Origin of the sequence: Lactobacillus juensis (genome assembly GCF_036246285.1) — a bacterium.
GTDB classification, from domain to species: domain Bacteria; phylum Bacillota; class Bacilli; order Lactobacillales; family Lactobacillaceae; genus Lactobacillus; species Lactobacillus juensis.
The window spans coordinates 601293-617284 of sequence record NZ_BTTS01000002.1 but is presented as its reverse complement, the minus strand read 5'-3'; the positions used below and the strand labels follow the sequence as shown (position 1 = coordinate 617284).

Here is a 15992-nt window from a genome sequence, read left to right as displayed (position 1 = left end):
TTTTAATTATATTTATTCATTAAATACTGCGAGCTTTTTCCAGCAATAAAGTCAGTTATGACTTCACTAGCCGTCGTAAAAGCTTCATCCATCAACTTTTTTTGTTCAGTATTAAATTGTGATAAAACCCAGGAAACAACGCTTGCTTCTGTGACATTATCAGGATGCCTAATACCAATTTTCAGCCTGTTGAAGTCGTTAGTACCCAAATCACGTATAATACTTTTAATACCATTATGACCCCCAGATTTGCCATTTGCACGGATGCGGATTTTCCCTAAAGGCATATCCATGTCATCATGAATAATCAAAATATCCTGTGGATCTACTTTGAAAAAGCGGGCAAATTGCGCAACTGACCTTCCAGAATCATTCATGAATGTTTGAGGTTCAAGCAGGATGACATCAACACCAGCAATCTTCTGTTTGGTATACTTTCCTTCAAACTTTTCTCTTTCAAGTGTTAGGCTATTTTTTCTTAAATAATAATCTAAAGCCATAAAGCCAGTATTATGTTTTGTTCCATCATATTTTTTGCCTGGATTGCCCAGACCTGCTATAATTTTCATCAAATTTCCCCTTATTTTTTATCGTAATAATAATAGCACAATCGACTGATTTAATTTTTGCAAAGACTATTACACTTTGATTTCATTAGCTAATTTAGCTTTTTAAATTGTACTGCAAGTGCTAAAATCATTTTGAATAGTTATTTTCCTTTCATATTTATTTAATCCCTGATTTGTTTATGATATAATTGTTGGGATTATTTTTACAACGGAGGCAGTTTCATGCTTATCAAATCTTTAGTTATTAAAAAAGATTACTTAACTACAGTTAACGAACACGCTACGCTTGAAGAAGCATTAAAAATTCTGGAAGATTCCGGGTTTAGATGTGTACCGATTTTAGATGATACCGGCACTATTTTCCGCGGTAATATTTATAAAATGCACATTTACCGCCATAAATCCCAGGGTAAGGACATGAGCCTGCCAGTTACGTATTTATTAAAAAATGCTACTAAAACCATCAAGGTTAATTCACCATTTTTTAAAGTTTTCTTCACAATCAAAGACTTACCTTATATTTCAGTTTTAGATGAAGAAAATAAATTTTATGGTATTTTAACCCACTCAAGACTGCTTGACATGTTATCAGACGCTTGGAATGTGAAGACAGGATCGTATGTACTTACAGTGCTAACTGATAATTCTCGTGGTAATTTGGCTAAAATGACCAAAATTATCAGTAAATTTTGTGCAATAGCAGGTGTGATGAGTTTGGATGCATCTACAGCCGGTGAAACAGAAACGGACAATGCTGTGAGACGTATCTTGTTTACATTACCGGCAGGACTTACTGAAGATACCTTAAAAGAAATTGTTAGACGGCTTGAACGTAAAAGTTATGTAGTTGCTGAAATTGAGGATCTTCAAGCTGGAATGACACTGATGAGCGATGAAAATCCTGGTGTTTATATCAATCAAGAAGATCAAAATTAAACCTCATCATTATAAAAAGCACATCACCTTGATGTGCTTTTTTGCTTGTCTCTGTAATTAATTATAGTATTTTCGCGGCAAGCGATCATCCAGTAAACACGCAACTTCATAATGAATGCTATCAACATAATCTGCTGCTTTTTTGATACTGTTTGGTGCATCTGGATCATTTGAAATCAAAACTACTTTTGTTCCTACAGGCATTTCATAAGGCAATTGCACCATCAATTGATCCATGCAAACGCGACCAACGATAGGACAATATTCAGTCCCCACCTTAATTTTAAAGCCCTGAAACTTACGAATGAAGCCATCCGCATAACCAACTGGTACCGTCCCGATATCCTCATCTTGCTCAGCAATATACGTTGAACCATAACCTACACCCTGACCCTTATGAATGGTATGAACTTGCACTAATTCACTTACAAAAGACATTGCTGGTTTCAACTTGATTGCGGTTTTTAAATCCGGGCTTGCCGGATTTGATGACGGGTTTAAGCCATAAATGCCAATACCAAAACGGACTAAATCACTATGAACTTTTTTATTAAAAAGACTGGCGGCAGTATTATCAACATGAATCCATCTTGGCTTTAATTTCAATAGTTTTTTAAAATGTTCGAAGCGATCAACTTGACTCAGAAAGTAGGAATCATCATTGCTGTCCGCAGAAGCAAAATGGGTAAACATTCCTTCAACGTTAAAATTCGGATTATTCAACAAAAAATTGTTTGCAGCAAGAAATTCTTCATCTTCGCTAAAGCCAATGCGTCCCATGCCAGAATCCACCGCTAAGTGAATTTTTAATTGCAGATGGTTCTGACTTAGTTCTGGTTCAGCTTCTTGCAGCCATTTTAAATTAGGAACTGCCAAAGAAATACCATTGACAGCAGCTAGCGAAGCATATTTTTCAGGAGTCACGCCCAAAACTAAAATGGGCTGGACTATCCCAGCTTGTCTTAGTTCTAACGCTTCATCTAAAATAGCAACGCAAAAGCCGCTGACACCGACTTTAACTGCTTCTTGAGCAACTCGTACTGCCCCATGGCCGTATGCATTTGCTTTAACTACAGCAAACAACTTTTGTTCAGGTTTTAAATGCTTAATTTCTTCTTTGATATTCTGTCTGATTGCAGCTAAATCAACATATACCGCTGCAGGTCTATGAATTCCAGGAACCATTTTTATTTCTCCAAAACAATTAATGTAACTATTTCATGTCTATCATGAGTGATACTGGGAAAAATCTTACCGTTAAATTTAGTCGATGTCGTGACGGGGTGCCCTAATTCATCCCACAACGTTTCTACATCCTGCAAACCAACACCTTTGCCAAAGCCTGTTCCGATAGCTTTGACAAAGGATTCCTTGATAGAAAAGCGACCACCTAAATATTCCGCTTTACGTCTACCTGAGAGTTTTTGGTACTGCTCGAATTCTTTGGGAGTTAATACTTTACGAGCAAAATTATCCCCTTTAGCAATAATTTTTTCTACACGTTCAACTTCAACGGCATCAATACCGACTCCAACAATCATTTTCTTTTCCTCGTAATATTAAAATATTATATAAAAAAAGAGTTGTAAATTACCACAGCTCTTTTTTAGTAAAAACATTAATCTTTTTTGTTTTTGATAACAAAACTTTTTCCATTACCTGAGCGGCGAGAATGTCCTCCGCGATAATTGCCACGGCCACGGCTACGGTTATGGTCACCACGATAACCACGACTGTTCCTTCCGCGGCTATAACGACCACGACCTCCACGGCCATTGCCCTTATATGGCAAAGGCTTTTCCGAACTGATTTTGACTTCAACATTTGAAGAGTCCTTAGACAAGTTCTTCAAAAAGGCAGATACCAAATCAACAGCAGAATAATTCTCTAATAATTCGTTGGCATCATCGGTATATTTGGATAAGTCCTCTTTCATAATGTCTTCAATCTTGGACTTAGCGACCTTCAATTGACCGCGTAAGGCTTGATCATCAGAAGGTGGCCGCAGAGGCGTCATCTTTTTCTTGGTTAACTGCTCAATAGTCCTCATATAGCCAATTTCATTTGGCGTAACAAAAGTGATAGAACTTCCATTTTGACCAGCACGCCCTGTACGACCAATGCGGTGAACATAAGAATCAGGGTCCTGAGGAATATCATAATTGTATACATGTGTTACACCGGAAATATCCAGACCACGTGCAGCAACATCTGTTGCCACTAAAATATCTAACTTGCCAGCGCGAAATCTCTTTAACACAGTAAGTCTGCGCGCCTGAGAGAGATCGCCATGAATTCCTGCGGCATTATATCCTCGTGCCTGCAAACCTCTGGTAACTTCATCAACGCGTCGTTTCGTTCTGACAAAAACCACTGCTAAATCAGGACTTTCAACATCAATCAAACGGCACATAATATCGAATTTTTCTGAATCCTTTGCCCGCACAAAGTACTGGTCGATCAGGTCGGCAGTTAATTCTTTAGTCTTAATGCGGACAATTTCTGGGTTATTCATGAACTTTTCACTAATGTTCAAAATTGGCTTAGGCATTGTGGCACTAAATAATAAAGTTTGTTTACGGTTTTTAACATAACTTAAAATACTTTCAATGTCTTGGATGAAACCCATGTCTAACATTTCATCAGCTTCATCTAAAACAATGGTATTAACATTTTCCAAATCAATCGTTTTACGTTTTAAATGATCAAGCAACCGTCCTGGTGTACCTACTAAAATTGCAGGCACATGGTTCTTAAGGGAACGAATCTGCCGACCAATGTCAGCACCGCCGTATACAACTTGCACCCGAGCATGCTCGTCACGCCCCAGCCTGAAAAGTTCCTCCTGAGTTTGAATAGCCAATTCACGAGTCGGTTCAATAATCAATGCTTGAATGACCTTATTATGTTTGTCTAAATTTTGTAAGATAGGAAGTGCAAACGCTGCAGTCTTACCAGTACCGGTTTGAGCCTGTCCAATTACATCCTTGCCCGCTAAAGCTAGAGGAATTGTTTGCTCCTGAATCGGCGTTGCTTCTTCAAAGCCTGAACGCTTAATCGCTTTTAAAAGCTCATCTTTTAATCCTAATTCTGAAAATTTCACTAAATTCTCCTTATCTAAGCCGTTCTACTACTTTTTCTAGGTGCATCCCGTGGGAGCCTTTCAAAACAACAATGTCGTTCGGCTTAATATCATTTTTTAAATCTGCAATCAATCGTTGCATCTGATCTTGTGGGTAATAATGCAAGTTTTTAGGCTGATAACTTTCCTTCAGCGCATTCGCCAAATGCGCCATTTCTGTACCATATAAATAAACTTCATTAATCACTTGGGGATCAAGACAATCTGCTAGACCAGCATGAAGATCAGCTGACCTGTGCCCTAATTCTAACATATCACCCAGAACAGCGATTCTGCGACTACCTGCAGGTACCTGAATTTGACCAAAACTGGTTATTACAGCACGTACAGCTGTCGGATTGGAATTATAAACATCACTCATAATGTCTTCTCCAACATCGCCTTTTTCCCATTCCATCCTATCAGCAGTGGGAGTAAATTTTTCCAAAGCACTAGCTATTTCTTCATCACTTTCACCAAAATGTCTGCCAACGCAAAGGGCCGAAAGTGCGTTAGAAACATTGTGCTTGCCAATCATGGGAATAGTAAATTTATGATCAGAGTTATTAATCGTAAAAGTAGCATGATGTTTGTAGCTGCGATAGCCCGTTGCATAGACTGTATCATTTTTGGCAAAACCAAAAGTAACTTTATTTTGTGATATTTTAGCTGCTCTTTCACGCAGAAGTGGTTCATCACCATTATATATTAGTTCGCCATCTTCACGTAAAAAGTCGGTAATTTCCATTTTAGCATCGGCAATTCCTGCACGTGAACCTAAAAATTCAATGTGAGCTTCACCAATCATCGTGATAACTGTAACGTCCGGATGGGTCAATTCACTTAATTGGTGCAGCTGTCCAGCATGATCCATACCCATTTCTAAAACCAAAATTTCTGTATTTGGTTTCATGTCTAAAATAGTCATGGGGACGCCAATTTCATTATTAAAGTTGGCATCAGTTTTATGAACATTAAATCTCTTGGCTAAAACAGCTGCCGTCATATCTTTAGTAGTGGTTTTACCATTTGATCCAGTAATACCAACAACAGTGGGGTTAACCTTATTTAAGTAGTATTGTGCCAGTTCCTGCATGCTAGTTAACGGATCATCAACTTCTAAAACTGCAATACTATCAGGTTTATTAGTATGGCCCTTTTGCCACAATGTAGCACTTGCCCCATTGCTAATTGCACTATTGATAAAATCATGACCGTCTCTATCGCCCTTTAGCGGTACAAATAAGCCGCCAGCGGCGATTTTTCTAGAATCAAAGGCAACAGAAGTAATAACGGTCTGATCATTGCCTTCACACTTTGAATTTATTGCTTTGGCTATTTCTGCCAGTTGCATTTTCATCTTTTTATCTCCTAGCCGAAAAGAGTTTTTTTGCTAAAGTATTAATTATACTCCTTATTTAAGTAGTATAACAATTATGCTTTACATAAAAAAGCAGCCCCAATGGGACTGCCTTCCACCAGATTGAAGATATTACTTGTTGTTCATGCCATACTTCTTGTTGAACTTTTCGATTCGACCATCGGCCTGAGCAAACTTTTGCTTGCCAGTGTAAAATGGGTGAGAATCTGAAGTGATTTCAACACGAACTAGTGGGTAAGTTTTACCTTCATAATCCACTGTTTCTTTTGGCTTTAATGTTGAACCAGCAACAAATTTAGCACCAGTTGCTGAATCCATAAAGACTACCTGTTGGTAATCTGGATGAATATCTTGTTTCATATTTATTACTCCTTTGCCATGACTCCTATTTCAAGTCATAGATTAATCGATTAACGTTTAATACCTTATCATTTTTGATAATAAAATTCAAGACTTATTTATTATAGCAGCTGCATCAATTTAAAACAATGTCGCTCGGCTTAACTTCTTTGCCAAAGTATGGTTTTAGTTCCTTATTGTAATCATCAGTAAAGAATTTTTTATTTGCTAACTTAGTAATTTCTTTATTCGTCCAATTTAAAAGAGACTTATTACCTTTTTTGACTGCAGGAGAAATGAATTGATTAGGTCCGATATTTTTAATTCCAACAGTGTAACTAGGATTCTTCTTTACCCAAGCATAAAGATATGAATTATCATCTGCTAAAGCGGCAGCACGCTTATTTTTAAAAGCGTTGAATTGCTGCGTTTTAGAGTCAAACTTGAGTAAATCACTGCCACCCTTTTTAGTAAAATAATTTTCTGCTGTTGTGCCCTTGTTAACAATCAAATTTTTACCCTTTAGCTGAGAAGCGCTTGTAATTGGTGCATTCTTAGGAGAAATAACTCCAACCGATACCTTCATGTATGGCTTAGCAAAGTCAACAACTTGTTTACGCTCAGGTGTTTCTGTAAAGTTAGCTAAAACGATATCAGCTTTATTTGAATTAAGAGTATCTACGCGATTATTGGCATTAACCTGGGTAAATTTTACTTTGACACCCATATCCTTAGCCATTTGCCGGGCAAGACGCACATCGTAGCCTAAGCGATTGCCATGATCATCAACCCAGCCGTAAGGAGGTAAATCGCCAAATACGGCAACCCGTAAAACGCCCCGCTTTTTAATCGTAGTCACGCTGCTTTCATTGGCATTACTGCTATTATTTTTTGATGACTTGATACCAAAAAATGCGGCAACCGCAATAATTAAAACTACTAAAACACCAATAATAATATTTCTGCTTTTATTTTTCTTCATTATTTACTCCTTAAAAGTCCATACTAGTCAAGAAATCACGAGCACGATCTGTTTGGGGATGTTCAAAAAATTTTTTACCAGGTGTATTTTCCAAAATTTTCCCCTCTTCTAGAAATAAAACCTGATCTGCTATTTGGCGTGCAAAGTTCATTTCGTGGGTTACGATAATCATTGTCATATGATTAACACGTGATAAATCAGTCATAATCTGTAAAACGCCTCGAACCATTTCTGGATCAAGAGAAGCGGTAACCTCATCAAAAAGCATTACTTCGGGATGCATTGCCAACGCTCTGACGATAGCAATTCTTTGTTTTTGCCCACCAGACAATTCACGAGGATAAGAATCAACGTATTTTTCCAATCCTACTCGTTTTAACAGTTGCAGAGCCTCTTTTTTGACTTCTTCTTCTGATCTTTTTTGTACTTTTACCGGAGCCAGTAAAACATTTTCAAGAACCGTAAAGTTAGGGAATAAATCATAACTTTGAAAAACCATGCCGATTTTTTGGCGTAAAACCTGCCAATTTTTAGCATCAGTCTTAATCTTTTGTCCTTTAAAGTAAAGTGAGCCACTTTTAAAATCTTCCAAGCCGTTTAAGCATCTAATTAAAGTACTTTTACCAGAACCGGAGGGACCTAATAATGTCAGCACTTCACCTTGATGAAGGGTAAAGCTAATATCATGTAAGGCTTGCCAATCACCATAAAACTTGTTTAGATGTTCAACGCGTAAAACTTCTTTTGTCATTTATCTCACCTGTCCTGCTTTGCTGCTAGCCGTTTAGACCATACTGATAATGGATAATCTATTACGAAATATAAAAAGAAAATCAGACCGTAAATCCAAAAAACAGCTGTCGGATATTTTTGGTTATTAGCTTCAATAATCTGTTGTCCAATCGCGATGACATCCATAATACTGATCATCATTAATAAAGAGGTAGTTTTAATTACTCTTGTAGCCAGATTAATAGTTGCCGGTAACTCAAGCTGCACGGCTTGGGGCAATAAAACGTAGCGAAAAAGTTGCACTTTGCTCAAGCCCAAGGCTAAACCTGATTCTTTTTGAGCAATAGGAACTGATTCTATTGCTCCACGAACGATATCACTAAACTCAGCAGCAACCCATAGGGCAAAGGCTAAAACTGCCATCCAACTGGCAGGCCAACTGATGTGAAAACTGCGCGGTAAAATATAGTAGAACAAAAATAATAGTACAATGGTGGGAACTATCCTGAAGAATTCCAGATATAGCCGCAAAATAAATCGAATTATTTTATTGGGTAAAGTGCGCAATACACCAAGGAATGTACCTAAAACAAGACCAATAACCAGACTAACGCCTGCAATCCAAACAGAAGTCCACAAGCCTTGTAAAATTCTGCTAAAGTTGTTGCCGGCAAAGAAAACATTAATCGCCGAATGTGCCATAGCGTACCTTCCTTTCTAAATAAGTTAACAGTACAATAACCGGAATTAAAATAATTGCGTAGGCAATCACCAAAATTAGCAAATACTCATTTGTCCGGTAATACATTCCAATTAGGTCCAGAGCTGTATTGGTTAATTCAGGAATAGCAATTACTGAAAAAATAGAAGTCTCTTTAATCAGGAATATAATGTTTGCTGTTAAAGCAGGCATACTTAGCGCAAAGCCTTGCGGAAAGACGACATAATGGGCTAATTGCAAATTGTTCATCCCTAAAGCTTTACCATCATCAATCTGGGTTGAACTAACCCCGGCAAAACCACCTGTAAAGCCTTCAGCCATATATGCTCCACCAAGAAATACCAGACCAATGATTCCGCATGTTTGAGCTGACATTTTTAGTCCAATAACTGGAAAAGCATAGTATAGGAAAAACAATTGAATTAATAAAGGTGTATTTCTTGCTAACTCTACATAAGCTGTTATTAGTTGACTCAAAATTGGTACTTTGAAATATTGGATTAAACTGCAGAAAATTCCCACTACAATAGAAAGAATTATTCCAACAGCAGACAACCAGATAGTCAACTGAAAAGCTTTTGCAAAAATAGGCAAACTTTGATTAATAATTTGCCAGCTCATTTTTAACCTCCCCTGCAGTACTTAAATGGACTCGTAAGTCTGCTTATTTGTCACAGTAGTTCTAACAAAACAAAAGACCTGCAAATACTTTATTCGCAGGTCCTAAATACTTATTGTTTTAAATTGGAGCGCGAATACTAACAAAAACAATTATTTTGCAAATAATTTAATGAAATACATTTCGTTTCAATTCTTTGCCTTTGTCTCATTAACTGCACTTCTTTCTAAAACAACTATCAGTGTTTCTTATGCTATGCTTTTACTTACTTTTTGTCAATGACTTTGCTTAATATTACTCTCATTTTCTATCTTTTGGCTAATAAAAAACGCGCTTGTTTAGCGCGTTTGGTCTATCTATTTTGATCTTTTTAAGCCTGTGATTTTTCTTTGATTGCCTCAGCAGATTTTTCCAACAATTTTTCTTCATTAGAAGTTAGTTGTAAATTAATTTTGTGAACTATACCTTTTCGGCCAACAATTGCAGGATAAGACATGTAAGTACCGTACTTTTCTTGGTAACTTGATACAGGCAATTCTGTCCGTGAATCCGTTAAAATGGCCCGCACAATTCTCACAGCAGCAGCCGAGACCCCATAATTAGTGTAATGCTTGCCCATAAAGACATTTTGACCACCAAATCTGATTTCATCTTCTAAATCACTGGGCTGCCATGATTCATTTTTAGCCAATTCAGTTAATGGCTGTTCAAATACTTTTACTGTTGACCAGGCTGTAAACTGAGTATCACCATGCTCACCCAATGCAAAACCGCTCACAGAACGAGGATCAACATTAAACTTTTTAGCAACAACTTTTTTCATTCTTGCTGTATCAAGTAAAGTACCAGTGCCCAAAACTTGTTCTTTGGGCAAACCAGTTAGTTGCTGGTAAAGACTGGTTATTGCATCTACTGGGTTAGAAATAACAATCAGAATACCGTTAAAGCCGCTATTTTTGATAGATTCAGTTATCGGGCTTAACTGTTTTTTATTATATTCAAGTTCTTGGAAACGGTCACCCTTTGTTTCTAATGATATTTTTCCTAAAGTACTAATCACAATGTCAGCGTCTTTTAGTGCATTATAATCATTAACAATGATGTTGGTATGGTATGGCAGGTTGGCCATTGCATCTTCAAAGTCAATTGCATCAGCGTTAACTTTGCCCTCATTAACATCGATCATTACTAAATCATCGACTAAACCTGAAATAATCAATTCATGAGCGACGGTACAACCAACATGACCGTCTCCAATAATACCTATTTTTGTTGTCATAATTAAGTGCCTTTCTTTTTAAAACTGTTGAAATAACTCAGCAAACTCTCAATTACTCTTTTATTATACTAAAGATAGAGTTAAAAAAGGCGTTTTCGCTATACCAAATAAAGTAATCTTAATTTCTGAAATTAAATTCAAAATCTAGTCGTTATTCATCAACTTTAATATCTTTTACGTAAGGAATAGCGGGTTGAGCACCGTATTTTTGCACAGTAAGTGACGAAGCTTTATTAGCAAAAAGAACCGCATCTCTTAAGTTAGAAAAATCTGGCTGCAATAAACTTGTCATTGCACCAATAAAAGTATCTCCAGCTGCTGTAGTATCAACAGCCTTGACCTTAAAAGCCGGAACAGGTTCTCTTTGATTTTGATAGTCGTAAAATGCGCCTTTAGCACCGATTGTAATAATAACTGTTTTTACGCCCTGATCATGTAGCTTGGCAGCAGCCACTTGCGCAGTTTTTTCATCAGTCACCTTAATTCCAGTGATCGTTTCAGCTTCTGTTTCGTTTGGAGTAATGATATCAGTAAGTTTTAACAAATCAGCAGGGATTTTAGCCATTCCAGGAGCTGGATTTAAAATTGTTTTTACACCGGCATCATGAGCAATTTCGAACCCTTTTACTGTTGCAGCAAGTGGAGTCTCAAATTGTGCAATAAGGAAGTCAGAACTTTTAATCAAATCCTGATTCTGCTCAACTTCAGCCGGGCCAAAGGCATAATTAGCACCAGCATAAATAGTAATAGAATTCTGACCACTATCATCTACTGTGATAAAAGCTTGTCCAGTTGATTCTTTTTTAGCTGTGATAATACCTTGGGTATTAATGCCTTCACTCTTAAGTAAGCTCAGCATTTCTTTTCCCGGCGCATCGTCACCTACACCACCAATAAAGCTAACTTCACATCCTGACCTTGCCGCAGCAACCGCCTGATTTGCTCCTTTACCGCCTGCAGCTGAATAGTGTCCGGAAGCATGAACAGTTTCACCTGGTCTGGGCATTTGTTTGACGCGTAAATTAGTATCTAAATTAATACTGCCAATAACTGTAACTTTATTCATTTAAACTCTAAAACCTCTTAATTAGCATAATTTTCAAATAATTTATTTCTACCAAAAATAATAACACATTTGAAATTACCCTCAAATGTGTTATTAATTTTATTTATGTATATCCCCTAAAATATTATTTAGGCAAAGATTTAATCTCTGTTTGTGAATTAACCTGACTCATACTAGTTTGATCAAATTCAATATTCTTATTATTTAAAATGATCACAATTACATCGGTTTCCTTGCCCGCTTCTTTTGCCTGCTTAAAGTCGAAATTGGCAAAAACTGCGTAAAGCTTTCAGAAAAGATTTTTTAATTTTCAAATCATCATCTTTTAATTTTGTCTACCAAAGCATATAATTACTTTTATCATTCAATTTAAGTAAGGTAAAAATATGAAGAGACAACTTAACTTTTTCGCTGCTTTAGCAACTGTCATGGGCACCATGATTGGTGGCGGGGCTTTTTTCAAAATTGCTAACATTTCGGCTTTAACTCATAATGCCTGGCTAAGTATCATAGTGTGGCCCTTTGCCGGCTTAATTACTCTAATGGCAGGATTAAGCATAGCTGAATTGGCATCAATATATCCCAAAGATGGTGGACCTGTCAGATATCTGGAAGAAATATACGGTCCCAAAGTTGCTTTTCTGTTTGGCTGGTCATTAATAATTGTCTATTATCCGGCAAATATCGCTGCACTTTCAATCGTGTTCGCGACCCAACTAAAAGAAATACCACATTTTAAAAACTTATCTACTACAGTGATCGCTTTAATCGTGATGCTGGCGATACTTTTAATCAATTGGATCGGGTCAAAATTGAGTGGTCAGGTACAAAAAATAACTTTGGTTATTAAGCTCTTGCCGATTGCTGCAATTATAATCTTTGCTTTGTTTTTTAGTGGGCCTAATCAGCTGGCAGGTGCCCCAGCGCCTAAAATAACATCTGCTTCAGGAGCAATGGCCTTCGGACAAGCTCTTTTAGCTGTGCTTTTTGCTTATGATGGCTGGTTAAGTATCGGTAATTTAGCTAGTGAAATCAAAAATCCCGCAAAAACTTTAGCCAAAGCTATTATTTGGGGACTTTTTGGAGTAACGATCATATACACGCTTCTTAACTGGAGTTATGTTAGAGTTATTCCGTGGTCAAAAGTTGTAGGTAATCAGACAACAGCTCTACTTACCGCCAAAAAATTATTTGGCAGTGTGGGAGGCACTTTGGTTGCTACCGGAATTTTAGTTTCAGTGTTTGGTGCGATTAACGGCCACCTTCTTTTAGGATCCAGAATGCCTTACGTTTTAGGCAAAGAAAAGAAATTGCCAGCTGCAAGCTTTTTCAGCAAATTAAATTCCAAAACTATTGTACCTACCAATAGCATGATTTTTGAATGCGTCATTGCAACCATTATGATTTTTTCTGGTACATTTGATTCATTGACCAACATGCTGGTTTACGTTTCCTGGATTTTTTCGATTTTATTATTTTTAGGTGTCCTTATCTTACGCAAAAGGCAACCAGATCTTTTACGACCGTACAAAACTCCCTGGTATCCCATTCCACCGATTCTAGCCATTTGTGGTGCTTTATTTATTGTTGTTACCACTACCCTAACCCAACCACTTTTGTCGCTTATAGGCATTTTACTGACTCTTAGCGGCTGGCCAGTTTATATTTATGTACAAAAGAGAAATCGAACTTAAAAGCATAGTTATATTGCGTGTAAGCACTTATACTTGGAACTCTCTTACTGAGTTAACAAAGCTTTTAAGTGCTTGAGAATGATTGTTTTTTAAGTAAATCATTTGCATAGAATAATTCTGATTTTGTTTTTGTGAATGAAAACGACGATAAACTATTTCTGAATCAGGTTGCATTATATGATCAATTAATCCTTTTGGTATATACGCTATTCCTTGATTTAAAGCTGTACTCGTCATTAATTGTTCAATTGATGATACCCTTTTAATTTCATATTTAGTTTCGCTTTTATGCAAAGTTGCTGTGAAAGTCTTTCGCATAAAATCTGAATTTTCATTGCTGTAATAAAATAAAGTTCTACCTTCTAAGTCCTTTTCATCAATATATTTCTTTTTACTTAAGCTGTTTTCTTTGCTTATGCCTAAAACCATCTCATTTGAGTAAACCGGTAAGAATTCATAAAGAGAAGCTTGAGGAATGTTATATGAACCATAATGATTGATGTAAGCACAATCAAGTTTATTTAAGACAAGATCAGCAAGAATATGTTCAACACTTTCTTCTACCGTAATAAATCGAATTTCAGGTAGAAGTTTTTTTCTTTTATAATTGATAATTTCTTTTTCCATTATATAAGCATCAAAAATGGAGAAATAACTCAGATAAAGAGTGCATTCGTCCGAATTTGAAATATTTTGCAACTCAGAAATTGTTGAATCGAAATTATTAAGATATTCCTGTGCCCTACCAGCAAAGTACTTTCCTGCTGCTGTGAGAAGAATACTATTAGTAGTACGGGTAAATAATTTTACTCCAATTTCGTTTTCCAATCGGGAAATCTGCCGTGAAACTGCTCTTTGAGTAACGTAACGTTCCTCTGCTACTCTGCCAAAACTGCCCTGTTGGACAACTGCCAAAAATACTTTTAATTGTTCACTGTCCATTTTACCTAACCTTTCACCTGTACATTTGTGTTCTACTCACGTCTAAATTAACTATAACACCACTTTGATGTAAGCGATTATAATTTTTATGTAAAGTTTAGGAGGATAAAAATGGAAGTTAAAGATAAATATGATGTAATTATTGTCGGTGGTGGTGCAGCTGGTTTTACAGCTGCATATGAAGCAAGCCACAACGGTTTGTCAGTTTTAGTAGTTGAAAAAGGCAGAAATACTGGAGGTAGTGGAGAATACATTGAAGGTGCTTTTGCAGTAGATTCATACTTGCAAAAGCAGCATAACGTAAAACTAACAAAAGAAGATGTCCTATCTGAAGAGCTTAATTACTCTCATTACCGCGCTGATACGCAAGTTTGGAAAGAGTATATCGATGCTTCAGCTGGAATAATAAAATGGCTAAAAGATTTGGGTGTCGAATATTTAGATGTTGCTCCCTTAGGTAGTGGTTACAGGACATGGCACTTATTCAAGGGCTTAGGTAAGTCGGTAATTCATGATGTTTTGGAACCAAAAGCTAAAAAGCAAGGAACAGATGTCATTACATCAACTGAAGTAACCAAAGTCAATTTGAGCAATAACGGACAGGTTGAAAGTGTGAATATTGAAAGTTTAGCAGATCACTCTACTAAAACTATTAATACTAAGGCTGTTGTTTTAGCAACAGGTGGATACCTAAATAACAAGGAACTAATCAAGAATGAAACTCATTATGATGTCGATCAGCTTATCCCAGTAAATTCTGAAAAAAATACTGGCGATGGTTTACAACTTGCCTGGAAAGTAGGAGCACAAAAATATGCAATGGGTACAGCAATGCTTTTTGGCGGTTATTTAAAAGACCATACTAAGCCGGGTTATGTTTACCGCTATTCCGAACTTAATGGCGCTGCTGATCAGCAATCATTACTTTGGGTAAACGAGAATGGCGATCGCTTTGTTAACGAAGAAGTTGTAGACAATTTCGCGTTGGCAGGAAATGCTTTATTTACTCAAGGTAAAGTATTTACAGTTTTGGATCAAAGTACGATAGATCATTTGGCAAATGATAAGTTATACAAGCCAATGGGCACTTGGGATTACCATGATACTAAACTGCCTCATCTCAAAGAAGAGATGCAAAAGGCATTTGCAGAAGGTGCAACTTATCTTACAAAAGCTGATTCAATAAATGAATTAGCAAATAAAGTCAATTTAACTAACCTAGAAAAAACTGTTGACCGTTACAATCAGCTTGCTCATAGTGGCGAAGATGTTGATTTTGGTAAAAAAGCGGATTTCATGATTCCAATTGAAAATGGTCCTTTTTATGCTATAGAACTTGGAATTGGAGCTTTTTGCACAATGGGAGGATTAAAGACAAATACTGAACACAATGTTATAGATCAAAGTGGCAAACCAATTTCAGGTTTATACGCAGCAGGAAACGATGCTGCTGGAATGTTGATTGGTGATACCTATGGACCTAACATGCCAGGTACTGAGGCAGGATTTGTCTTTTATTCTGGTAAACATGTTGCTGATGTTATTTATCAGCAAATAAAAGGATAATTAAAATATAAAAAACGAGTCATATTGATGTGACCCGCTTTTTGT

16 protein-coding genes are annotated in these 15992 nt (G+C 36.7%); 3 read left to right on the top strand and 13 right to left on the bottom strand.

Features of this window, described 5'->3' with window-relative positions; translation table 11 throughout:
- Positions 1–2: 2 nt before the first annotated feature.
- A complete protein-coding gene (gene pth, locus AAA926_RS07005; RefSeq protein WP_265893192.1) occupies positions 3–569 on the bottom strand; it encodes an aminoacyl-tRNA hydrolase in 567 nt (188 codons plus the stop codon).
- Positions 570–791: 222 nt separating this feature from the next.
- Here pth and cbpA point away from each other — a divergent pair, with 222 nt between their 5' ends.
- On the top strand, positions 792–1505 hold the full coding sequence (gene cbpA / locus AAA926_RS07000) for a cyclic di-AMP binding protein CbpA (protein WP_338212211.1): 714 nt from the start codon (positions 792–794) through the stop codon (positions 1503–1505).
- A gap of 57 nt (positions 1506–1562) precedes the next feature.
- On the opposite strand, the gene alr is transcribed toward cbpA, so the two are convergent.
- The 11 genes from alr to rbsK form a co-directional block, all read right to left on the bottom strand.
- Complete coding sequence (alr, locus tag AAA926_RS06995) at positions 1563–2690, bottom strand: alanine racemase (protein WP_338212210.1); 1128 nt, start codon at positions 2688–2690, stop codon at positions 1563–1565.
- Between the two features lie 2 nt (positions 2691–2692).
- On the bottom strand, positions 2693–3046 hold the full coding sequence (acpS, locus tag AAA926_RS06990) for a holo-ACP synthase (RefSeq protein ID WP_338212209.1): 354 nt from the start codon (positions 3044–3046) through the stop codon (positions 2693–2695).
- A gap of 77 nt (positions 3047–3123) precedes the next feature.
- Positions 3124–4608 (bottom strand): degradosome RNA helicase CshA, encoded by a 1485-nt coding sequence (gene cshA, locus AAA926_RS06985; RefSeq protein WP_338212208.1) that lies wholly within the window; start codon positions 4606–4608, stop codon positions 3124–3126.
- 10 nt (positions 4609–4618) lie between these two features.
- Entirely contained in the window at positions 4619–5986 is a 1368-nt protein-coding gene (locus tag AAA926_RS06980) for a UDP-N-acetylmuramoyl-tripeptide--D-alanyl-D-alanine ligase (RefSeq protein WP_338212207.1), read from the bottom strand.
- A 132-nt stretch (positions 5987–6118) separates the two neighbouring features.
- The gene (locus tag AAA926_RS06975; RefSeq protein WP_034981446.1) at positions 6119–6367 is read right to left on the bottom strand and encodes a type B 50S ribosomal protein L31; all 249 of its coding nucleotides are present in this window, start codon (positions 6365–6367) and stop codon (positions 6119–6121) included.
- Between the two features lie 115 nt (positions 6368–6482).
- A complete protein-coding gene (locus AAA926_RS06970) occupies positions 6483–7328 on the bottom strand; it encodes a transporter substrate-binding domain-containing protein (protein WP_265893186.1) in 846 nt (281 codons plus the stop codon).
- Between the two features lie 10 nt (positions 7329–7338).
- A complete protein-coding gene (locus AAA926_RS06965; protein WP_338212206.1) occupies positions 7339–8079 on the bottom strand; it encodes an amino acid ABC transporter ATP-binding protein in 741 nt (246 codons plus the stop codon).
- Between the two features lie 5 nt (positions 8080–8084).
- Positions 8085–8762, bottom strand: a complete 678-nt coding sequence (locus AAA926_RS06960; RefSeq protein WP_338212205.1) for an amino acid ABC transporter permease — start codon at positions 8760–8762, stop codon at positions 8085–8087.
- The gene (locus AAA926_RS06955) at positions 8743–9402 is read right to left on the bottom strand and encodes an amino acid ABC transporter permease (RefSeq protein ID WP_338212204.1); all 660 of its coding nucleotides are present in this window, start codon (positions 9400–9402) and stop codon (positions 8743–8745) included. Before AAA926_RS06955 ends, AAA926_RS06960 begins: the two co-directional genes overlap by 20 nt.
- 368 nt (positions 9403–9770) lie before the next feature.
- A complete protein-coding gene (locus AAA926_RS06950) occupies positions 9771–10679 on the bottom strand; it encodes an L-lactate dehydrogenase (RefSeq protein ID WP_338212203.1) in 909 nt (302 codons plus the stop codon).
- A 151-nt stretch (positions 10680–10830) separates the two neighbouring features.
- Complete coding sequence (rbsK, locus tag AAA926_RS06945) at positions 10831–11745, bottom strand: ribokinase (protein ID WP_338212202.1); 915 nt, start codon at positions 11743–11745, stop codon at positions 10831–10833.
- Between the two features lie 386 nt (positions 11746–12131).
- Here rbsK and AAA926_RS06940 point away from each other — a divergent pair, with 386 nt between their 5' ends.
- A complete protein-coding gene (locus tag AAA926_RS06940; protein ID WP_338212201.1) occupies positions 12132–13439 on the top strand; it encodes an APC family permease in 1308 nt (435 codons plus the stop codon).
- Between the two features lie 27 nt (positions 13440–13466).
- Here AAA926_RS06940 and AAA926_RS06935 read toward each other — a convergent pair whose 3' ends face one another.
- Complete coding sequence (locus tag AAA926_RS06935) at positions 13467–14381, bottom strand: LysR family transcriptional regulator (RefSeq protein WP_338212200.1); 915 nt, start codon at positions 14379–14381, stop codon at positions 13467–13469.
- 111 nt (positions 14382–14492) lie between these two features.
- On the opposite strand from AAA926_RS06935, the gene vprA reads away from it, so the two are divergent.
- Positions 14493–15947, top strand: coding sequence for a vinyl phenol reductase (gene vprA / locus AAA926_RS06930; RefSeq protein ID WP_338212199.1), 1455 nt, complete (start codon positions 14493–14495; stop codon positions 15945–15947).
- Positions 15948–15992 lie beyond the last annotated feature (45 nt).